The sequence below is a fragment of the Paraburkholderia sp. GAS206C genome, assembly GCF_050435645.1.
Taxonomy (GTDB): domain Bacteria; phylum Pseudomonadota; class Gammaproteobacteria; order Burkholderiales; family Burkholderiaceae; genus Paraburkholderia; species Paraburkholderia phenazinium_B.
This window is the reverse complement of sequence record NZ_JBNDKR010000005.1, coordinates 23,857-43,996: the sequence shown is the minus strand read 5'-3', so window position 1 is coordinate 43,996 and position 20,140 is coordinate 23,857. Positions and strand designations below refer to the sequence as shown.

General features: G+C 58.6%; 17 protein-coding genes. 15 read left to right on the top strand and 2 right to left on the bottom strand.

Annotated elements, in window-relative coordinates:
• Positions 1-280 precede the first annotated feature (280 nt).
• Complete coding sequence (locus tag P3T20_RS14985) at positions 281-1,258, bottom strand: SDR family NAD(P)-dependent oxidoreductase (protein ID WP_074267242.1); 978 nt, start codon at positions 1,256-1,258, stop codon at positions 281-283.
• 122 nt (positions 1,259-1,380) lie between these two features.
• Here P3T20_RS14985 and P3T20_RS14980 point away from each other — a divergent pair, with 122 nt between their 5' ends.
• Complete coding sequence (locus tag P3T20_RS14980; protein WP_074267243.1) at positions 1,381-1,959, top strand: TetR/AcrR family transcriptional regulator; 579 nt, start codon at positions 1,381-1,383, stop codon at positions 1,957-1,959.
• Between the two features lie 102 nt (positions 1,960-2,061).
• The gene (locus P3T20_RS14975; RefSeq protein ID WP_074267244.1) at positions 2,062-2,421 is read left to right on the top strand and encodes a Rap1a/Tai family immunity protein; all 360 of its coding nucleotides are present in this window, start codon (positions 2,062-2,064) and stop codon (positions 2,419-2,421) included.
• Between the two features lie 167 nt (positions 2,422-2,588).
• On the opposite strand, the gene P3T20_RS14970 is transcribed toward P3T20_RS14975, so the two are convergent.
• Positions 2,589-4,142, bottom strand: coding sequence for a methyl-accepting chemotaxis protein (locus P3T20_RS14970; protein ID WP_083611602.1), 1,554 nt, complete (start codon positions 4,140-4,142; stop codon positions 2,589-2,591).
• A 669-nt stretch (positions 4,143-4,811) separates the two neighbouring features.
• On the opposite strand from P3T20_RS14970, the gene P3T20_RS14965 reads away from it, so the two are divergent.
• The 13 genes from P3T20_RS14965 to P3T20_RS14905 all read left to right on the top strand — a co-directional run bounded on the left by P3T20_RS14965 (position 4,812) and on the right by P3T20_RS14905 (position 20,136).
• Positions 4,812-5,996 (top strand): porin, encoded by a 1,185-nt coding sequence (locus P3T20_RS14965; RefSeq protein WP_074267245.1) that lies wholly within the window; start codon positions 4,812-4,814, stop codon positions 5,994-5,996.
• A 330-nt stretch (positions 5,997-6,326) separates the two neighbouring features.
• Positions 6,327-7,241 (top strand): LysR family transcriptional regulator, encoded by a 915-nt coding sequence (locus tag P3T20_RS14960; RefSeq protein WP_074267246.1) that lies wholly within the window; start codon positions 6,327-6,329, stop codon positions 7,239-7,241.
• A gap of 146 nt (positions 7,242-7,387) precedes the next feature.
• Positions 7,388-8,311, top strand: a complete 924-nt coding sequence (locus tag P3T20_RS14955) for an intradiol ring-cleavage dioxygenase (protein ID WP_074267247.1) — start codon at positions 7,388-7,390, stop codon at positions 8,309-8,311.
• Between the two features lie 67 nt (positions 8,312-8,378).
• The gene (locus P3T20_RS14950; RefSeq protein ID WP_074267248.1) at positions 8,379-9,260 is read left to right on the top strand and encodes a sugar phosphate isomerase/epimerase family protein; all 882 of its coding nucleotides are present in this window, start codon (positions 8,379-8,381) and stop codon (positions 9,258-9,260) included.
• Between the two features lie 42 nt (positions 9,261-9,302).
• The gene (gene iolG, locus P3T20_RS14945) at positions 9,303-10,295 is read left to right on the top strand and encodes an inositol 2-dehydrogenase (RefSeq protein ID WP_429287182.1); all 993 of its coding nucleotides are present in this window, start codon (positions 9,303-9,305) and stop codon (positions 10,293-10,295) included.
• Positions 10,296-10,319: 24 nt separating this feature from the next.
• On the top strand, positions 10,320-11,408 hold the full coding sequence (locus tag P3T20_RS14940; RefSeq protein WP_429287181.1) for a Gfo/Idh/MocA family protein: 1,089 nt from the start codon (positions 10,320-10,322) through the stop codon (positions 11,406-11,408).
• 97 nt (positions 11,409-11,505) lie between these two features.
• Positions 11,506-12,576, top strand: coding sequence for a multiple monosaccharide ABC transporter substrate-binding protein (chvE, locus tag P3T20_RS14935; RefSeq protein WP_429287180.1), 1,071 nt, complete (start codon positions 11,506-11,508; stop codon positions 12,574-12,576).
• A gap of 92 nt (positions 12,577-12,668) precedes the next feature.
• On the top strand, positions 12,669-14,198 hold the full coding sequence (gene mmsA / locus P3T20_RS14930; protein ID WP_429287443.1) for a multiple monosaccharide ABC transporter ATP-binding protein: 1,530 nt from the start codon (positions 12,669-12,671) through the stop codon (positions 14,196-14,198).
• Between the two features lies 1 nt (position 14,199).
• On the top strand, positions 14,200-15,408 hold the full coding sequence (gene mmsB, locus P3T20_RS14925) for a multiple monosaccharide ABC transporter permease (protein WP_074267253.1): 1,209 nt from the start codon (positions 14,200-14,202) through the stop codon (positions 15,406-15,408).
• A gap of 150 nt (positions 15,409-15,558) precedes the next feature.
• Positions 15,559-15,855 carry a Dabb family protein gene (locus P3T20_RS14920; protein WP_074267254.1) on the top strand — a complete coding sequence of 99 codons (297 nt, stop codon included), beginning with the start codon at positions 15,559-15,561 and terminating at the stop codon, positions 15,853-15,855.
• Between the two features lie 41 nt (positions 15,856-15,896).
• Positions 15,897-16,958 carry a maleylacetate reductase gene (locus P3T20_RS14915; protein WP_429287179.1) on the top strand — a complete coding sequence of 354 codons (1,062 nt, stop codon included), beginning with the start codon at positions 15,897-15,899 and terminating at the stop codon, positions 16,956-16,958.
• 88 nt (positions 16,959-17,046) lie between these two features.
• Positions 17,047-18,660 carry a methyl-accepting chemotaxis protein gene (locus tag P3T20_RS14910; protein WP_429287442.1) on the top strand — a complete coding sequence of 538 codons (1,614 nt, stop codon included), beginning with the start codon at positions 17,047-17,049 and terminating at the stop codon, positions 18,658-18,660.
• 285 nt (positions 18,661-18,945) lie between these two features.
• On the top strand, positions 18,946-20,136 hold the full coding sequence (locus P3T20_RS14905) for a porin (RefSeq protein ID WP_074267257.1): 1,191 nt from the start codon (positions 18,946-18,948) through the stop codon (positions 20,134-20,136).
• The last annotated feature ends 4 nt before the right edge of the window (positions 20,137-20,140 follow it).

Below are 20,140 nucleotides of genomic sequence, written 5' to 3'. Positions count from 1 at the left end.
ATGTCTCCTTCGTCGGTATGACGAATGCTTATGCTTCGCGATCGGGCGCGAACTGTCTTGTGATCTTCGCATCATGCATATGATGCGTCAATAACATTTAGCCCCTATTCGACCGGCATTCGGCAGGAGAATTGCGACAATTATCGCGATTTTTGTGATGATCCTATCGTTTTCACCGATTTGAGCTGTGAGGAAAGTTGCGCTGTCACAGGTCGCCGCGCCAAAGATCTGGGTCAAGGCGCGGCGGGCCCCGTTTCGATGACGCTCGACGAAGCGTTGGTCAGAACGACTCGCCAACCATCTCTTCGCTCTTGCGCCAGAGTGCGTCAGCATTCGCAACGTCGAGAGCGTAGCGGCGAACGCCCTCGCTGACGGGCGTGATGACAACATCGTCCGCCACGACTTCGCTTACGTGGCAGTTTTCGCAATATCTGCCTCCCACGTCTTCGGCTGCCGCCACCGCCGCGGCCCATACCGAAGTCGCCGCACCCTGCGGGATCGTCTTGAACTGGAACGGTCCTTTCCCCTCCGATGCCAGCTGACTGTTGATCCTGTCCACGAGTGCAGTCAGCTGGCTCTCGTCCATATGGCGGGCCAGCTCCGTGTGAATCCCGCCAGGATGAACAGCGGCTGCCCGCACGCCGCGCGCGCGATGTCGCTGATCGAAAGCAACCGCGAAGAGGATGTTCGCGGTCTTGGAGCGGCCGTAGGCGAGAAACGGCTCGTAAGGCGTACGCTCAAAGCCGGGATCGTCGATATCCACGTCCGCGAAACGGTGCCCGGATGACGCCAGTGCGACCACTCGACCACCAGACGGAATCAGCGACGCCAGGCGATTCACGAGCACGAAATGCCCCAGATGATTCGTGCCGAATTGCGTCTCGAATCCGTCTGCGGTTTTGCCGAAGGGCGTCGCCATTACGCCGGCATTCGTAATGATGACGTCGAGCGGTTTGCCCTCGGCCAATAGCTTGTCGGCGCAAGCCCGGACGCTCCCGAGGCTTGCGAGGTCGAGTTCGACCAGGTCGATACTGCCGCCTGCCGCGGCGGCATCGCGCCGCGCTTCGGCAATCGCCAGCTCCGCTTTTGCCAGGTCTCTGGCCGCCCCGATCACGCTCGCTCCGTGCGCTGCAAGCGCCCGGGCGGTCTCCACACCGAGTCCCGCCGAAACACCAGTGACAAGAATTCGCTTGCCGTGAAGATCGACGCCTGCAAGCACGTCGTCTGTCGTTGAAGTTGCTCCAAATTTCTCAGCCATTTCCGCTTCTCCATCACAATAGCGTTGACGCCATTCCCCGTCCGGGATAAAACGGAGACTCTCTCCGCTTTTTTCAGTATATCAACCGGAGAAATTCTCCGCTTGCAAGGATTCAACCTGCAGTGAGTCACTCGACGCCGAAAGAACGAAAGCCCCGGGCCGACGCGCTACGCAATCGCGAGCGCATCCTCGAAGAAGCAAAAACGGCGTTTACGCACGCGGGAAGCGACGTCAGTCTCGACGACGTGGCACGTCAGGCGGGCGTCGGCGTAGGCACGGTCTACCGGCACTTTCCCACGCGTGAGGCGCTGCTGGAGAGTGTCTACCGTGCTGAGGTGGGCAAGCTTGCGGAGGAGGCGCGAAGGATGACCGAGTCTTTGCCTCCGCTTGATGCGTTGCGATCCTGGATGATGCTTTTCGTCGACTACATCGCCACCAAAAAGATCATCGCGCCTGCATTGAACTCAATCGTGGGAGGGTCGACGAAGCTGTTCGAATCGTCCGGGGCCCAGATCAAGGACGCGATCCAGTCGCTTGTGACGCGCGCCGTGGACAGCGGCGACATTCGCGCTGACCTCGTGCCGCTGGATCTGCTGCGCGCTCTCGTGGGCGTTTCCAACGTCGCGTCTGCGCCGGACTGGCAGCAAAGCGCGAAAAGACTGGTTGACATACTTCTGCTCGGATCGCGGCCGCCGGGCTAGTTTTTGCAGTCGACCTCTGGCGTCGGTCCGGAAATCGTCACAATAGCGGCCCACAATAGCGCACCCCCAATCCCTCCGAATCGACATCAGATGAACAGATCAATGGCCGCGGCCTTGCTTATGACAGTTTGCTCCATCGCACACGCGAGTCCGGCGTCCGATATCAACAATGGATTTCTCACGGGCAAATCCTTTCAAAGCGGAAGCCAATCGATGCGTACCGCTTACGTGATTGGTGTGCTCGACGGTTTCTCTTACGCTCCTGTCTTTGGCGCGCCAGATGCGAAGATCGAGAAACTTCGGCAGTGCATTGGAACGATGCATGCCGACGCGCGACAAGTGGGCACCATTGTCGATAAGTACCTCGAAGCAAATCCCGATTCGTTGAGTCTGCAGATGCAGCCGATCGTCCTGCGCGCGATGCGGCAGGTTTGCGCGACTCATGGCATGACGGTCGACTGAAAGGCTGCCGGCCAATTCGACCAGCGAACGACGCCGATCAGTCGGTGAATACGTACTGACCGGCCACTTTCCTGGCGCCTATAAAAGCAAAGCGCGGGAATAAGCGCTGGCGGACAAACCATACGTACGCGACGATCCGCGTGCTTGCGGTCGCCGGCTCGTGATTATTAGCTAGCGAGTTTGAAAACCGAGACGACTTGTACCAGCTCGTGAGACTGACTGCGCAGGCTGCTGGCCGCGGCCGCCATTTGTTCCACCAGCGCTGCGTTCTGCTGGGTCGCCTCGTCCATCTGCGTGACAGCCTCACCGACCTGAGCGACGCCCAACGATTGTTCGTTGCTGGCGGCACTGATCTCACCCATGGTATCGGTGACGTGGCGAATGGAACGGACGACTTCGGACATGGTGAGACCGGCCTGCTCGACCTGGGCCGAGCCTTGTGCGACGCGTTCCACGCTGGCGTTGATAAGCTTTTTGATTTCCTTGGCGGCATCGGCGGAACGCGCGGCCAGGCTGCGCACTTCGTTGGCTACTACCGCGAAGCCACGGCCTTGCTCGCCGGCCCGGGCTGACTCCACCGCTGCGTTCAGGGCGAGGATGTTGGTCTGGAAGGCAATGCCATCAATCACGCCAATGATGTCGGCGATTTTCCTGGAGCTGTCGTTGATACCCTTCATGGTCTCCACGACCTGGTTGACGACTTCGCCACACTGGATGGCGACTGTGGAGGTGTTCATGGCCAACTGGTTCGCCTGACGGGCGTTGTCGGCGTTCTGGCGCACGGTGGAGCCGAGCTCTTCCATGGAGGCGGCGGTTTGTTCCAGGGCGCTGGCCTGACTTTCCGTGCGAGCGCTGAGGTCGTCGTTGCCTTGCGCGATTTCGGCGCTGGCAGTGGCCACGTTTTCCGATCCGGAGCGCACGTTGGAGACAACGCGCACCAGGCTGCTTTGCATGTCTCTCAGGCTGCTGAGCAACTGGCCGACTTCGTCGGTGCTTTGATTGTCGATACGGGCGGTCAAATCGCCTTCGGCGACCTGACGGGCCACCGCGGAGGCCTTCACCAGCGGCCTGGTGATACTCCCAGAGATGAGCCACGCGCACACCACGCTCAGCAGCAGGCTGACCACTCCCAAAGCAATCATCAGCGTGCGGCTGAACTGGTAGTTGGCGTCGATCTGCGTTGCTACCGTGTCAATTTCCTCGCGCTGATGGTTCACCAGGGCATCAATTTTCGTCACGAAGAGCCGGGAGGCCGGTATGAACTTTTGCTCCAGCACCTGGTTCGCCTCGTCGGCTTTGCCCGCCTTTTTCAGCGCGTAGATCTCGTCGCGGGTAGAAATGAAAATCTTGCGCTGTTCGCCAATGGCGGCAAACAAGGACTTTTCCTCGTCCGAACTCATCAAAGCTTCTATCGACTTTTGCAACGCTCCCGACACCTTGGACGAAGCTGCGGCTTCCTCCACGAAGTAACTGGCGAGGCTTGGGTCAGCGCTCTTGGCGATCGCGGTTGTGCGGGTGACAGCGGTATTGATGTTGCGCGACCAGTCGTTGATAAGCCGCTCGGTCCGGATTGGACTGGCAACCATATCGCGGGTTGCCTGCGCCACAGACGAGAGGCGCGCAAGCCCTATGACGATGCTGATCAACGACATGATCAATACCAGCACAAAACCGGCACCCAGTCGTTTGGCGATGGGCAAGTTGGACATAAAGGTCGGCATAGTGGCTTTCTTCAATGACTAAAGGGCGAAGATGCCCATTAGCGGTTTCGGAGTTCGGTCACTACAGGTATACGGCTGAAACGGCGGAGACTGAAGGTGCTATCCATAGGGTGTTGCTGAAACTGATGTAGGGATATCCTGATGTGACGAACCATGCATGATTCGCTAACGGACACCAGTCTGGTGTATGCGTGGTCGCCGCGTGTAACGTCAACTGTTCGGCTGGTCCTTGACCGCTTCGATTTTCCCGATTTCTGCGAAAGAGATTCCCCTTTCGGCTCTATGTCTCCATCGTTGACGAATATACACTCGGGCCAGAGTCAAACGAGAACGACGATGGAGACGCGCCTTACCGCAAGCAGCCCCAGCTTGGCGATCCCCCTGTCCTTCGACCAACCGCACTCAGCGAACGCGTTCAGCAACCGCCTGGATCTTGTTGTTGTCGAACGGCTAGCAACTGCAACAAGCGAGCGCAACTTAACCAGCAGGATAGTCGGCAGACCTGATTTTCTTTGAACCGGATTCGGGAGAGCGTGGCATCTCCGTGCGAGTCGCTGATGGCACGCTCTCCCACCTGGATCTGAAATTGCCGGCAGCATCAAATCGCCGTAGTCAGGTTTCCATTGGACCGGCGATTAAAATAGTAGTACTACATATATAGGAGATGTGATGAGGAAGGTTCTGATTGGGATGTTTGCAATGACAGCGGCGGCGTCGGCGACTGCACAAAGCAGCGTCACGCTGTATGGCATCGTAGACAACGGGATCGCATACGAGACCGGTATGCCGAAGGGGCACGTGTTCGGCGCAGAGAGCGGGGGATGGGCCCAGTCGAGATTTGGCCTCAAGGGCGCAGAAGATATCGGCGGCGGTACCCAGACCATTTTCCACCTTGAGTCTCGCCTCAACACAGTCAACGGTAGCTTTGCCAACGGCAGCTTCTTCGAGGGGCAGGCGACCGTTGGTTTGCATAACGACACGTGGGGTCAAGTGAAGTTAGGCAATATGGGCTCGGCTGAAATCAGCCAGTATTCGGGCGATGTCGATCCTCAACAGACCGAGAAATATGCGATCGGTACACTGGTGCGTGGCCGGATCTTTTCGCAGGCGGGTAACGGCATAGAGTATCTGTCGCCGCTGGTAGGCGGGTTCACGGTGCAAGGCCAATACGACCTGACAAACTCGACGAAATGGAACTCCGGAAGTCCGGGAAGCGCACCAGGCCAGTTGGGAACCTCAAGCGGCTTGGGTAGTGCGCAGGGGAGAACGGACGGCATCAAGCTTTCGTATCAGACCGGCAGCCTTTTCTGGCAGGCGACATACGATGAGGTGCGCGATCCTAACGGCCAGTTCAGCAATGTGTACCTGGCCTCGCGCTCGATCCTCACGGGTGGAACGTACGCAATTGGCCCGGTCGTAGCGTTCATCGGCTATCAGCACCTCAGCGCACCCGATGCGTCCAATGCCGGATACTATGGGACGGCCACTCCAAGCACGCTGCCGGCAGGCACATCGCTGCCGACAGCGGTCAATCACGAGTGGCTTGGGGCGATCTGGCACACGACGACGGCGCTTTCGGTCACCGGTGCGGTTTACCACGCCAATGCCAACCGGGGTAATGGCAACGCGACGCTATACACACTGGGTACGAACTATTCGCTCTCGAAGCGCACGCTTCTGTATACCGAGCTCGGTTACGTCCGCAACAGTTCGACGTCCAACCTTGGGCTCGACAGTGGGCTGTACGGTGCGAACAGCAACGACGACCCGACGAACAGCAACGCGTCCAGCACCAACCCGAACTATGGCAAGAGCCAGTTCGGCGTAATCGCAGGTGTCGCCACCCAGTTCTAGGAGACACGCAAGGGTTCATGTCGCGGTGGCGGTCACATCTGGTTTGCCTGACGGAAAACCCTTTCCGTCAGGCGTTTTGCCGCGTATTCGCCCCATGAAGATGGCGACACCGCTGACGCGGGCCGGAATGGGAGAAAATTCCTGAGGTGTTTTTGATGTGTTTCCGCTGCCCCGGCGATGGTTCCTGGGGCTATGCTTGGCCTATAAATGGAGAGAGACACTGTGCAAGGCAGTTTATCCGGCATTGCGCGAGCGATCGCATTGGGGCAGGCAGATGAAATCGAAGCCACCCAAGGCCACCGCAGCAATTGCATTCCGAGCTGATAAGAGATGGATCAGTTCAAGGAACTACGGCTTTTTGTCGAGGTTGCCGAGTCGGGCAGCATAAGCCGCGCCGCGGAGGTCGTGGACCTTTCCATCTCTGCGGCAAGCCGGTACCTGATCGCGCTGGAAACCCGGCTTGGCGTCCAGCTCGTGCGCAGGACGACACGCAATCTTTATCTCACGCAAGCTGGGGCAGAGTTCCATCGACGTTGTAAGTCCATACTCGCAGATCTGGGTGAAGCCGAGTCGGTTATCAAGGAGGCGACAGTTCGACCGAGTGGCGTACTGCGTGTTACTGCATCGCTCTCGTTCTGCATGCTGCACGTTGCACCGATGCTTCCGGAATTTACAGCGCGTTATCCAGACATTACGGTAGATGTGGTGGCGGCGAATCGCTACCACGACATCATTGAGAATGGCATCGACGTCGCCATCCGTACCAAGGTTCTTGAAGCAGACAGCAACATAACGGTGAAGCGGCTTGCCTCGACCCGGCGAATATTGGCCGCGGCTCCTTCGTATCTCGAAGCAAATGGCTCGCCACGCCTTCCCGCGGAACTGACCCGGCACAAGATATTGAATTATGCACTCGCCGACAATCCGCGCGAGCTCGCATTTTGCCGAACGGGCGAATCGGTCCTCGTCAAGGTCAAGCCTCTCCTCGAATCCAACGACGGCCAGATATTGCGGGTCGCGGCCCTCGACGGCCTGGGCATCCTCGTGCAGCCCAAGTACATCGTCTACGACGACCTCAAAGCCGGCCGCCTCGTCCCTGTGCTGAATGACTGGGATTTGCCGCGGCTGACGATCAACATTGCCTTTCAGACACGCGCGCATATGCCGGTGAAGGTTCGGCTGTTTATCGATGCACTCGTCGAGCGGTTTCAGCAGAACGAGTACGAGCGTCACTGGACAGCGTAATAGTCACGTGGCCAGGGTAATCCCGGCTGCTCTTTCCCAGTTTCCCATTCATCGCGAAAGAGATTCCCTTTTTAGCTCTGTTTTGCCGGCTGCGGGGAATATAGACTCGTCTCAAAGCGGTACGAAAACATTGAAGGAGACGCTCCATGCAATCTGCAGCACCCTCTGAATCGCCATCCCCATCGCCGTATTTCGATGAAACGCACTCGGCCGACGTCGTCAACGCGCGCATGGCGCCGAATGTCGACGAACGGCTGCGGCAGGTCATGACAGTTCTGGTCAAGCATCTGCATGCAGCGGTGAAGGAGATCGAGCCGACGCATGAAGAATGGTTCACCGCCATCCAGTTCCTGACTGAAACCGGTCATATGTGTACCGACTGGCGCCAGGAGTACATCCTGCTGTCGGACATCCTGGGTGTCTCGATGCTCGTCGACGCGATCAATCATCGCCGGCCGAGCGGAGCGACACCCAACACGATTCTCGGCCCGTTCTATGTTGCGAATTCGCCGGAGTACGAAAACGGCGCCAACATCTGTCTCGACGGAAAGGGCGAACCTCTGGTCGTAGCCGGGCGTGTGACGGACATTGACGGCACACCGATTCCGAACGCGAAGCTCGAAGTCTGGCAGACCAATGACGATGGCTTCTACGACGTGCAGCAAAAAGGGATTCAGCCCGATTCGAATTTGCGTGGCGCATTTACTTCGGATGCGGAGGGGCGCTACTGGTTCAAGTCCGTCAAGCCGCGCCACTATCCGATTCCGTCGGACGGCCCGGTCGGCAAACTCCTTGGCGCAATGGGGCGCCACCCGAATCGTGCGGCCCACCTCCATTTCATTGTGACCGCGCCGGGCTATGAGCCCGTCATTACCCACATCTTCACGCCGGACTGCCCGTACCTTCCTGAGGACGCGGTCTTCGGCGTCAAGCGTGAACTCATCGCCGAATTCAACAAGGTTGACGACCCGGAAGCCGCCAGGCGTGTCGGGTTCTCATCACCGTTCTGGTCTGTGTCGTGGGACTTCACGCTCGCAACGTCTACCAGGCCCACGCGGCCAACCCCGTAACCGTTTTGGCACGCGGGAGCGTGTGCCGTCGACGAACCGATGAAACTGAGAAACAGGAGTACTACACATGAGCGCGAAGAAAATTGAACTGCTGGCGGCATACTGGACCATTGCGGGCGACGTCTATCCGTGTGGCCCGGTCGAAGTCAGCCCGTTCCCGCTGCGAGATCGTTGCGAAGCGGCATCGCGTGCTGGCTGGAGCGGCGTCGGCCTCATCCTCGATGACCTCGAGCATAGCGTCGAGAAATACGGACTCTCTGGCGTCAAGCGTATTCTGGACGACACCGGCATGAAGTACTTCGAGCTCGAAATTCTCATGGACTGGTACCTCGATGGCGAGGCGCGTGTCAAATCGGATAATTTCCGTCGCCGTGTCATCGAGCTGGGCGGCGAGCTTGGCATGCGCAATCTGAAGATCGGCGCGAGCCCCTTCGATGAAAGTCCGGCCGACTTTGCGCGCATGACCGACGAATTCGCGAAACTTTGCGAAGACGTCGCGACGGTTGGCGCGACGGTTGCAATCGAGTTCATGCCTTTCTCCCCCATCCGAAACATCGGGGAAGCGCTGAAGATTACTGAAGGTGCTGACCAGCCCAACGGTGGCCTGATGGTCGACCACTGGCACGTAGCTCGCGGTGGCAGCCCCTATAGCGAAGTCGCCAAAATTCCGGCGCGCTTCATCACCGGTGTGGAACTGAACGACGTAGCCGCGCAGATCAAAGGGACGCTGTTCGAGGACTCGAGCTTTAACCGTCAGCTTTGTGGCGAAGGTGCTGGCGACTGTCCCGCCTTCATTGATGCTCTGCAACAGGCGGGGTGCACGCTTCCTTATTACGGCGTGGAGCTTATCTCCGAGACGCACCGGAAGTTGCCGCTCGACGAGATGGCAAAGCGCGCCTATGACACTACCGTCGCTCAGTTCTCGGAAAAAAGCGCGGCTTCCGTCTGACGCGCCTGACCTTAAACCCACAAAGTACTTCTGGAGACTCACATGATTCGAATCGCCGTACTCGGTGCTGGCCGCATTGGTCGCATTCACGCTGGCAACGTCGCCGCGAGCCCGAACGCAAAACTGGTCGTCGTTGCGGATCCTGTTGAGAAGGCTGCGACCTCGCTTGCGGAAAGACTTGGCTGTGAAGCGTCGACGGATGCTTCGGCCGTCCTCGATCGCGATGACATCGATGCTGTGGTCATCGGCACGCCGACGGATACCCACATCACATTCATGTTGAAAGCCGTGGCGAACGGCAAGGCTGTGCTGTGCGAGAAGCCTATCGACCTCGACATGGAAAAGTCGCTCGCCGCGGCGAACACGGTCGAACGCCTCGGCGGCCGTGTGATGCTCGCGTTTAACCGTCGCTTCGATCCGACGTCCCAGGCCTTCCGCAAGGCGATCGATGCAGGCGATGTCGGCGAAGTGCGCCAGGTCATCATCTCCAGTCGCGATCCGGGCATGCCGCCGCGCGATTACGTCGAGCACTCCGGCGGGATCTTCCGCGATATGGTGATTCACGATCTCGACATGGCCCGCTGGCTGCTGGGCGAAGAGCCGGTCGAAGTCATGGCAACCGCAAGCCGGCTCGTCGATCCGTCGCTGGAAGCGCTCGGCGACTTCGACACGGTGATGGTGCAGCTTCGCACCGCGTCGGGCAAGCAATGTCACATCAATTGCTGTCGCGAGGCGCTGTACGGCTACGACCAGCGTATGGAAGTGTCCGGCTCCAAGGGCATGCTTCTGCAGGAAAACCTTCGCCCTTCGACGATCCGTCGCTGGACGAAGGACGCAACCGATGTCCGCGAACCGCTCCTGAACTTCTTCCTCGAGCGCTATGAAGCGGCTTACAAGGCCGAGCTCGAAGCATTCGTCGAAGCACTGCGTACGAATTCGCCCCTGCCGACCTCGGTGCAGGACGGCCTCAAGGCATTGCGTCTGGCTGAGTGTGCGCTCGAGTCCGCGGTGTCGGGGAAGACGGTCAAGGTGTAACGGGAAATCCGGAGGAGATAAGACATGACACGAAAGATTGGTGCCAACGAAACGTTAGGCGTGGCGTGCCTCGGTATTACGCATCCGCACACGTCCGGTCGGGTCAAGGCGATCCAGCGTCGTACCGACGCGAAGATGCTCGGCGCGTGGGACACCAGTCCGCTGCTCGAGCCATTCGTGGATGCGCTCGGTCTGGAAGTGCGCACGAAAGACGATATTCTCGCTGACGACAACGTGCACGTGGTGCTCGTGCACTCGAAGAGCGAGAAGATGGCCGACCTGACCATTGAAGCACTCGAGGCCGGCAAGTCGGTGCTGTGCGAAAAGCCCGCAGGCCGCAGTTCCGCGGATGCCAAACGGATTGTCGAGGCGGTCGAGCGTACCGGCGGTCTCGTGCAGGTGGGCTATTGCTGGCGCTTTGCTCCGTCGGTTGACGCCATGCAGGCAGCGCTGAAGAGCGGCCGCCTCGGCAAGGTCGTCCAGGTGCGTGCGCACGGCGGTTGTTCGCATGACGAGGCAGGCACGGCTCACATGACCCAACCGGGCGACATCGGCGGCGCTGTGTTTGTCATCGGCTGCCATCTGGTAGACCGCATTCTCCTGCACTTTGGCTTGCCGCAATCCGTCAATGCCCGCATCACGAAGTTCCCGAACTTCCATGGCGACGAGTCTCGCGAAGATGCTGCGGGCGCTGTGCTGAACTACGAAGACAAGATCGTCGTCATCGACTTCATGTCGTGGGACGTGCTGCCGTGGACGGAAAGCTGGGACATCACGGCATACGGCACCGAAGGCATCATGTCCTCCCGTTCGCTGCCATCGAGCTACAAGATTTACGACGCGGGTAAGGGCGTCCATGCGGAAGGATGGACCGAATGGCAGGAAACGAGCTTCCCGGAAATCTGGGCCACGAAGAAGACCGAATATTCCCCCGACATTGCTGAAATCGGCAATCCGGTTTACTTCGACCGCGAATCGAACGCGTTCTTCGACGCGCTTCGCAACGGTACCCCGTCGGTTGTCCCCGCCACACAGGCATACAACATCAGTCGCGTCATTGAGTCGATGTTTGCTTCTTCGAAGCAGGCCGGAGCCGAGATCTTTATCGACTAGGAAGGAAAACGGCCGGTCTCTTTTCGGGGCCGGTCAGTAGAAACTGGCTAACGATAGTCAGACGTTAACTATGTAGTCCTTATCAGGAGACAAAACGATGAACATGATCAAGAACGTTGCGGTGGCTTTGGCCGCTTCGATTACATTGTCCGCGGTGTCGGTATGCGCTTACGCCCAGGACAAAGGGGTCATTGGGATTTCCCTCCCCGACAAGACGGAGTCGCGGTGGATCACCGATGGTAAGAGCATGGTCGACGCGCTGAAGGCGAAAGGCTATTCCTCGGATCTCCAGTACGCCAACTATGACGTGCCGACGCAGGTCAACCAGGTCGAGAACATGCTGGCCAAGGGCGTCAAGGTGCTCGTGATTGCCCCGATTGACGGTAAGACCTTCTCCGACGCGCTGGCGCTTGCGCAACAGAAGGGCATCAAGGTTATCTCGTACGATCGCCTGATCAGCCAGACCAAGAACGTCGACTACTACGCCACGTTCGACAATTATGGTGTGGGTGTTCTGCAGGCGCAGAGTATCGTTGCCGCCTGGCAGAAGAGGGGCAGCAAGACGCCTTTCGACATTGAGGTATTCGGCGGCTCGTCCGACGACAACAACGCTCATATGGTCTACGCCGGCGGGATGTCGGTGCTCAAGCCATATATCGACAGCGGCAAGTTCGTGGTTCGCAGCAAGCAGGTGGAATTCGACAAGGTTGCTACGCGCAACTGGGACGGCGCTACGGCGCAGTCGCGTATGGATAACCTGCTGAGCGCTTTCTACGGCAACAACCGGCTCGATGCCGTTTGGACGCCGAACGATGCCATCGCGATCGGTGTGATCTCGTCGCTCAAGGGTGTCGGCTATGGCACACCGCAACAACCGATGCCGATCGTCACGGGACAGGACGCCGACCTGCAGAACGTCAAGGGCATTGTCCGCGGCGACCAGACGACCACGGTATTCAAGGACACGCGCAAGCTGGCCAGCATCACGGCCGACATCGTGGACGACGCGCTGACCGGAAAGCCCGTACCTGTGAACGACACGAAGAGCTACAACAACGGGGCCAAGATCGTTCCGACCTACCTCGTGAAGCCCATCCTCGTCGACAAGGACAACTGGCAGCCGGAACTGGTCACGAGCGGGTACTACACGCAGGCGCAGTTGAAGTAACAAATCGCAGGCCAATGAGGGTGCCGGCGGCGCATTTGCAGCCGGCACCGAACAGAGGTCTGTTGCAGTTGATCGACCCGAGGAGTACGACGATGGAAACCATTCTGGAGATGAGCGAAATTCAGAAAAGCTTTGGCGCGGTCAAAGCCCTGAACAACGTCAATCTTAAAGTCCGAAAAGGCGAGATTCACGCCATATGCGGCGAGAACGGCGCGGGTAAGTCGACGCTGATGAAGATCTTGAGTGGCGTTTATCCGCACGGCTCTTTCGCAGGAAACGTGGTCTACGACGGTGAAGATCGCGCGTTCTCGGATATCTCAGACAGCGAGCAGGTCGGGATCATCATCATCCATCAGGAACTCGCACTCGTGCCCATGCTCTCGATTACCGAGAACATCTTCCTGGGCAACGAGCAGTCGAAGCGAGGCGTGATCGACTGGCAAGGCTCCCGGTCCAAGGCAAAGGAACTGCTATCGAAGGTCGGTCTGACTGACTCCCCCGATACGCCTGTAGGCACGCTCGGCATCGGTAAACAGCAGCTGGTCGAAATTGCCAAGGCGCTGTCGAAAGAGGTCCGTCTGTTGATCCTCGACGAACCCACGGCAAGCCTCAACGAAAAGGACAGCGATACGCTGCTCAATCTCCTGCTGGAGCTGAAGGCGCGTGGCGTGACGTCCATCATCATTTCGCACAAGCTCAACGAGATTTCACGCGTTGCCGATGGCATCACGGTCATCCGCGACGGCTCCACGGTCGATGCGCTCGACTGCAAGGCGGAAAGCGTGAGCGAAGACCGCATCATCAAGGCGATGGTCGGCCGTGAGATGTCGGACCGCTACCCGAAGCGTGTGCCGAAGATCGGCGACGTGATCTTCGAGGTCAGGGATTGGCGCGTACAGCATCCAACCCAGCGGGACCGCGCTGTCATCAAGGGCGTCAATCTGAAGGCACGAAAAGGCGAAATCGTGGGTATCGCCGGTCTGATGGGATCCGGGCGTACCGAGCTTGCCATGAGTGTTTTTGGCGGAACGTACGGGCAGGACATTTCCGGAACCGTGCTCATGCACGGAAAGCCGGTAGACGTTTCGTCGGTGCGGAAGGCCATCAAGGCGGGCCTTGCGTATGTGACGGAAGACCGGAAAGGAAACGGTCTGATCCTTGACGACAACATCCAGCGAAACATCACACTGGCGAACCTCACGGGCGTGTCGAAACTCGGGGTCATTAATGAACACGAGGAAATGACGGTTGCGGCAGATTTTCTGAAGAAGCTCCGTATCCGCGCCCAAGGGGTAACCCATGTGGTCGCCAATCTGTCCGGCGGCAATCAGCAGAAAGTGGTGCTCAGCAAATGGCTGTTTTCGGGGCCCGAAGTACTCATTCTGGATGAGCCCACGCGAGGCATCGATGTGGGCGCGAAATACGAAATTTACAGCATCATCAATCAGGCGGTTGAAGCGGGCAAGTGCGTGGTCATGATTTCTTCGGAAATGCCGGAGCTTCTTGGCATGTGCGACCGCGTTTATGTGATGAACGAAGGCCGCTTTGTTGGCGAGTTCACCGCGGAGGAAGTCTCGCAGGAGAAGATCATGCGGGCAATCATGCGAAATGGAGGCATCTAAAATGCGTAAGGTACTTTCGCCGGCGGCGCCGCAGGAAGCCGGAGTTGAAAAAAGCGAAATCGTTCGCGCGTTCAAGCGGGGCGCGAGTGAATACGGACTGCTGATTTCGCTCATCGTCATCATGGCATTCTTCCAGGTGTCGACGAACGGCGTGTTGATGCAGCCGCTCAATCTGACGAATCTGGTGCTTCAGAACAGTTATATCGTCATCATGGCGCTCGGTATGCTGATGGTGATCGTCGCAGGCCATATCGATCTCTCGGTCGGTTCGACCGCCGGACTGGTGGGCGCGCTCGCGGCGGTTCTGATGGTGCAGTTCAATGTCAACTACGTGCTGGCCACTGTCATCTGCATCATCACCGGCGCGCTGATCGGAGCCATTCAGGGTTACTGGATTGCGTTCTGGCGGATGCCGTCGTTCATCGTCACGCTGGCCGGCATGCTAGTGTTTCGCGGCCTCACCAACCTCGTGCTTCAGGGCCAGTCCATTGGGCCTTTCCCGGACGCGTTCGCTACGGTCAGCTCCGGCTTCATTCCCGACGTTTTTCACGGCCAGAATCTGCACATCACGTCCATCCTGCTTGGAATTCTGGTGGGCGTGCTCTTCTTCGTGATCGAGCTTCGGCACCGCGCGAGCGCAACGAAATACGGTATGACCAGCGGATCGTTTTCGATGTTCATCGCGAAGAACGTTATCCTCACCGGCCTGATCGTCTTTCTCTGCTACATCCTCGCGTCGTATCGCGGTCTACCGACGGTTCTCGTCATCATGGGCGTGCTGATTGGTGTTTACACATTCATCATGAATCGCACCACCATTGGCCGTCGTATCTATGCAGTGGGGGGCAACGCGAAAGCAGCCAGATTGTCGGGGGTCAGTGTTCCTGCAGTCAGCTTCATGACCTTCGTGAATATGGGTGTGCTGGCGGCGTTGGCCGGTCTCATCTTCGCGGCTCGCCTGAACAGCGGCACACCGAAAGCAGGTACGGGCTTTGAACTCGACGTGATTGCTGCGTGCTTTATTGGCGGTGCGTCTGCTTCTGGCGGTGTTGGGAAGGTGGTCGGTGCGGTCGTGGGCGCTTTCATCATGGGCGTGATGAACAACGGGATGTCCATTATGGGCATTGGCGTCGACTATCAGCAGGTGATCAAGGGGATAGTGTTGCTCGCGGCGGTTTTTGTGGACGTCTACAACAAGAACAAGGCTTGAGCATTGTGTTTCGGAGGTGCCGTCAGATGACGTGCACCTGGACCTGGAAAATTTCAGCGGGCAAGTGGGCAGTCGATCTATGTGGGCAAGTACCCGCAGGGACGCTCGCGCATGGTTTCCCAAGGCATTGGAAGTTAATACGGAATCGACATGATCAAGCACATCGTTATGTGGGATGTTCGCGGTGATACGCCCGAGCAAAAGAAGGAAACGGCTCAGCTTGTAAAGAGTGCCTTCGAAAGTCTCACTGGGAAGATCCCGGGGCTCACAAAGCTGGAGGTCGGCGTGGACGTCAGCGGAGTCGATTACGCCTGTGACGTCGTGCTCTACACCGAGTTCGAGAGTCACGAGTCGCTTGAAGCGTATGCGGTTCATCCCGAGCATATCCGCGTTAAGCAGATCATCGGAGATAGTCGTATTGCCAGGCATCAGGTGGATTACATCTGAGCCCGAACGCCTGTTTCCCATAACGAGGAAATCCAGATCTTATGTACGACTTTACGTATACGACGCTTGCCTCCCGGGTGATTTTCGGCGCAGGCAGCATGAAACTCATCCAGCAGGAAGTCGAGACGCTGGGAGCGCGCAGGGCGTTGGTTCTGTGCACGCCGGAGCAGCGAGAGCAGGCCGAGATCGTTTCCTCTCTCCTCGGCCCCTCGAGTGCCGGCGTTTTCGACGGCGCGCAGATGCATGTGCCCATTGAAAACGCCCGACGTGCTCGCGAGCATGCGAAGTCGGTCGACGCCGACTGCGCGGTAGCCATTGGCGGCGGCTCGACCATTGGCCTTGGCAAAGCCATCGCGCTCGAGTCGTCGCTGCCGATTATCGCGATTCCGACGACGTATGCCGGTTCGGAGATGACGCCGATATACGGCATAACCGAAGGGGGACTCAAGCGGACCGGGCGCGACGCAAAGGTACTTCCGAAAACAGTGCTCTACGATCCGGAGCTATCGCTCGGTTTGCCGATCGGTCTTTCGGTGGTGAGCGGCTTGAACGCGATTGCTCACGCTGCCGAGGGCCTGTATGCAAAGGATGGAAGCCCCGTCATGTCGCTGATGGCTGAAGAGGGAATCCGCGCGCTCGCCAAAGGTCTGCGTGGCGTGAAAGCGAGCAGCACGAACAGAGAAGCGCGCAGTGAGTGCCTCTACGGGGCGTGGCTGTGCGGGACGGTTCTCGGCAGCGTAGGAATGGCACTTCATCACAAGCTTTGCCATACCCTTGGAGGCACCTTCAATCTGCCGCATGCGGAGACGCATGCGATCGTTCTTCCGCATGCACTCGCGTATAACAGCATCGTCGCAGATGACGCAATGACACGTGTTGCGCGGGCACTCAACGTGGATGTCGCCGCAGATGGACTGTACGAACTGAGCCTGGAACTCGGTGTGCCACGCGGGTTGCGTGAGATCGGACTGAGCGAGTCCGATCTTGATCAGGCATGCGAAGTAGCCTTGTCGAATCCCTACTGGAATCCGCGTCCAGTGGAGGCTGTTCCCCTTCGGGCGCTGCTCCAGCGCGCCTGGGAAGGCGCTCGGCCTCGGCCTTGAGAAACGGTTTGCGACAGACGCGAGTGCATAACTTCAAAATATCCACGCAGTAAAGGTGGTATGTCACCCCGGGGATAAGTTCATGAGGATGACCGTAGGCAGAAAGCTTGCCGCAACGTTCGGCGCAGTTGTAGTCGTTTCGCTGGTTGGAAACACGATCTCCATCATCAACTTCCTTCGGCTCAATCAGGCGAACGGTTGGAACGTTCGTAGCTACCAGGTCCTGCGCACCAGCGATGACATGTTGACCAATATGATCAAGATGGAAGCGAGTGTGCGTGAATTCGTCGCGTCCGGAACCGAACCATTGCTGGAGCCGTACAACGCAGGGAGTGAGCAGTTTGACAAGGCGCTGAATGTGGCTCGCTCGTTGACAGCCGACGATCCCGACCAGCAACAAAGACTCAAAACCTTGAGTGAGATGCGCACAAAGGTCAAGGAGATCGACGAGAAACTGATCGGGCTGCGCAGAGACGTAACCGCGGGTCAACAACCCTGGAATGCGTTGTCGGACTATTTCAGGCAGGGGAATGACAAGCCGTTCATGGGTCGCTATAGGAAGGTCGCGGCCGAATTCGACAGCGCTGAGCAGATGGAACTCGACAGACGCTCTAACGAGGTCGCAGCGTTAGCCTTGGCAACAAAGCTCGTGCTTGCGGCGGCGGGTGCCATGACCGTGCTTCTTGCGGTTGCGCTGGGAATCTGGATTACCCGCGGGATCGTGCGGTCGCTGGGCGGAGAGCCAGCCGATGCAGCGGATGTTGCGGCGCGCATTGCGCAAGGCGACCTGTCGGTTGCAGTGCCTGTGGCGCCGAACGATCACGCTAGCCTGATGGCGTCGCTGGAGTCTATGCGGCAGCAACTCAAGTCGATCGTTGCGGGTATCCAGTCGTCAGCCGAGTCGATCAAGATTTCTGCCGGAGAAATTGCGCAGGGAAATATGGATCTCTCCCAGCGTACGGAGGAGCAGGCAGCATCGCTCGAGGAAACCGCGGCGAGCATGGAGGAACTGACTTCGACGGTGCGTCAGAACACGGCAAATGCGAAACAGGCGAACGCGCTGGCGGGAGGAGCCTGTGCAGTCGCGATGCGCGGAGGCGAAGCGGTGCATCAGGTGGTCGAAACGATGCAGTCGATTTCACGGAGCTCGGATAGGGTCGCCGAGATTATTTCGGTGATCGAAGGGATTGCGTTTCAGACCAATATTCTCGCGCTCAACGCAGCGGTCGAGGCGGCCCGGGCCGGCGAGCAGGGCAGGGGGTTCGCGGTCGTCGCGGGCGAAGTCCGGACGCTGGCGCAGCGCAGCGCGAGTGCTGCGAAAGAAATCAAGGAATTGATTCACGATTCGGTCCAGCATGTGGCCGAAGGTTCGGAGCAGGTCGAACGGGCTGGCGCAACGATGCATGACATCGTGAAGGCGGTACGCGAGATGACTGACATCATGAGCGAAATCGCGACGGCTTCTGAAGAACAGGGTACCGGAATCGAGCAGGTGAACAACGCGGTCGGTCAGATGGACGAGGTGACACAGCAGAACGCGGCGCTCGTGGAGCAGGCATCGGCGGCCGCGCAGGCCATGTCCGAGCAGGCGACAGCGCTGCGGGACGCAGTCTCGGTCTTCAAAATCGAAGCTATGTCCGCTTCTGACCTAAAGGATACCCGCCGACCGATTGGAGAAGCCTGGGAGTCCGTAACCGGCTAGGAGCGAAGATGCGCGGCTACGGATGGCGCCTCGCCGCAAAGCATAGCAAAGTTATCGGGTGGCGTGATAGAACATTCTGCTTCGAATTTACCCTGATTTAAGAGCATGCTGTGTAGTGGCATTGTTGGCTCTGTTAAGTCGTCAGCGACAAGCTGACGTTACGGACTCCTGTCTCGAGTGTGACGCTCCATAACGTATCAGCCGCTTCCATGCGGTTTGATTGGCGTTGCTTCGTCCGGTTGCGACAGGCTCTGTTTAGACAGTAAAACAACAATCACCCACCAGATGAAAAAATCAACTATCGCCCTCGTCGCGCTCGGCACATTAGCCGGCGCCGCACACGCACAAAGCAGTGTCACCCTGTACGGCATTATCGACGAAGGGTTCGACATGATCACCAACAACAAAGGCGGCCACCAATACCAGTTAGCCGGGAGCGTGATGCAGGGCAACCGGTGGGGGCTGACCGGCGCCGAGGACCTCGGTGGCGGCATGAAGGCGGTATTCCTGCTCGAAAACGGCTTTAACGGCAACAGCGGCGCGCTGAGCCAGAACGGCCTTTTGTTCGGCCGTCAGGCCTGGGTTGGCCTCGCGACTCCCTACGGCACGGTCACCCTCGGTCGCCAATACGACTCGGTTTTCGATTATGCGGCTCCGCTCGCAGCCGGGCAGTTGGGCGGCGGCGTCTACGGCGCGCACCCAGGCGACCTCGATAACTCGAACATCGATTACCACGATAACAACACCATCAAATATGCCAGCCCGAACTATTCGGGCCTGAAATTCGGCGGTACGTACAGTCTCGGCGGTACGGCTGGAAACTTCACCAATAACCAGATCTGGTCGCTCGGTGCTTCGTATAACCAGGGGCCGGTCGCCGTTGGCGCTGCCTACCTGAACGCGCGCAACCCGGGCACCGGCATGTTTAGCACTGCCGCTTCGAGTCTGCCCGAAACCTTGATGACGCCGATCTACTCCGGCTTCATGAGCGCAAACACGTTTCAGTTGATCGATTTCGGCGGATCCTACAAGTTGGGGTCGGCAACGCTCGGCGTCACGTATACGAACGCCAAGTTCATGAATCTGGGTAGTAATCCGATGCCGACCGGCGCCAAGGGTCCGGCCGGTGGCTACGCGACGGGTAGCACGGCGACCTTCAATGACGTGCAGGTCAATTTCATCTATCGGATCTCGCCCGGATTGCAGTTGCTGTTGGCATCCGACTACGTCGATCGCAATTCGCTCACGGAGCGGAACGGAAAATCAGTCGAAAGCGGGAAGTATCTGCAATACGACGCGGCGCTCGACTACTCGCTGTCCAAGCGTACCGACGTATATGTGATGGCGCTCTACCAGCGCGCTATCGGCGACGACTCTACCGGCGGTCCGGCAGTCGCGGCCATCACCGATACCACCGCCATTTCGTCGAACGGCAAGCAGTTGGTCGGACGCGTCGGCATTCGCCACAGGTTCTAGGAGC

Coding starts and splice junctions, on each gene's coding strand:
- iolG (WP_429287182.1), top strand. CDS start 9,303: ATGATTCGAATCGCCGTACTCGGTGCTGGCCGCATTGGTCGCATTCAC.
- P3T20_RS14965 (WP_074267245.1), top strand. CDS start 4,812: ATGAGGAAGGTTCTGATTGGGATGTTTGCAATGACAGCGGCGGCGTCG.
- P3T20_RS14955 (WP_074267247.1), top strand. CDS start 7,388: ATGCAATCTGCAGCACCCTCTGAATCGCCATCCCCATCGCCGTATTTC.
- chvE (WP_429287180.1), top strand. CDS start 11,506: ATGAACATGATCAAGAACGTTGCGGTGGCTTTGGCCGCTTCGATTACA.
- P3T20_RS14910 (WP_429287442.1), top strand. CDS start 17,047: ATGACCGTAGGCAGAAAGCTTGCCGCAACGTTCGGCGCAGTTGTAGTC.
- P3T20_RS14915 (WP_429287179.1), top strand. CDS start 15,897: ATGTACGACTTTACGTATACGACGCTTGCCTCCCGGGTGATTTTCGGC.
- P3T20_RS14985 (WP_074267242.1), bottom strand. CDS start 1,258: ATGGCTGAGAAATTTGGAGCAACTTCAACGACAGACGACGTGCTTGCA.
- P3T20_RS14970 (WP_083611602.1), bottom strand. CDS start 4,142: ATGCCGACCTTTATGTCCAACTTGCCCATCGCCAAACGACTGGGTGCC.
- P3T20_RS14905 (WP_074267257.1), top strand. CDS start 18,946: ATGAAAAAATCAACTATCGCCCTCGTCGCGCTCGGCACATTAGCCGGC.
- P3T20_RS14920 (WP_074267254.1), top strand. CDS start 15,559: ATGATCAAGCACATCGTTATGTGGGATGTTCGCGGTGATACGCCCGAG.
- P3T20_RS14940 (WP_429287181.1), top strand. CDS start 10,320: ATGACACGAAAGATTGGTGCCAACGAAACGTTAGGCGTGGCGTGCCTC.
- mmsB (WP_074267253.1), top strand. CDS start 14,200: ATGCGTAAGGTACTTTCGCCGGCGGCGCCGCAGGAAGCCGGAGTTGAA.
- P3T20_RS14960 (WP_074267246.1), top strand. CDS start 6,327: ATGGATCAGTTCAAGGAACTACGGCTTTTTGTCGAGGTTGCCGAGTCG.
- P3T20_RS14950 (WP_074267248.1), top strand. CDS start 8,379: ATGAGCGCGAAGAAAATTGAACTGCTGGCGGCATACTGGACCATTGCG.
- P3T20_RS14975 (WP_074267244.1), top strand. CDS start 2,062: ATGGCCGCGGCCTTGCTTATGACAGTTTGCTCCATCGCACACGCGAGT.
- mmsA (WP_429287443.1), top strand. CDS start 12,669: ATGGAAACCATTCTGGAGATGAGCGAAATTCAGAAAAGCTTTGGCGCG.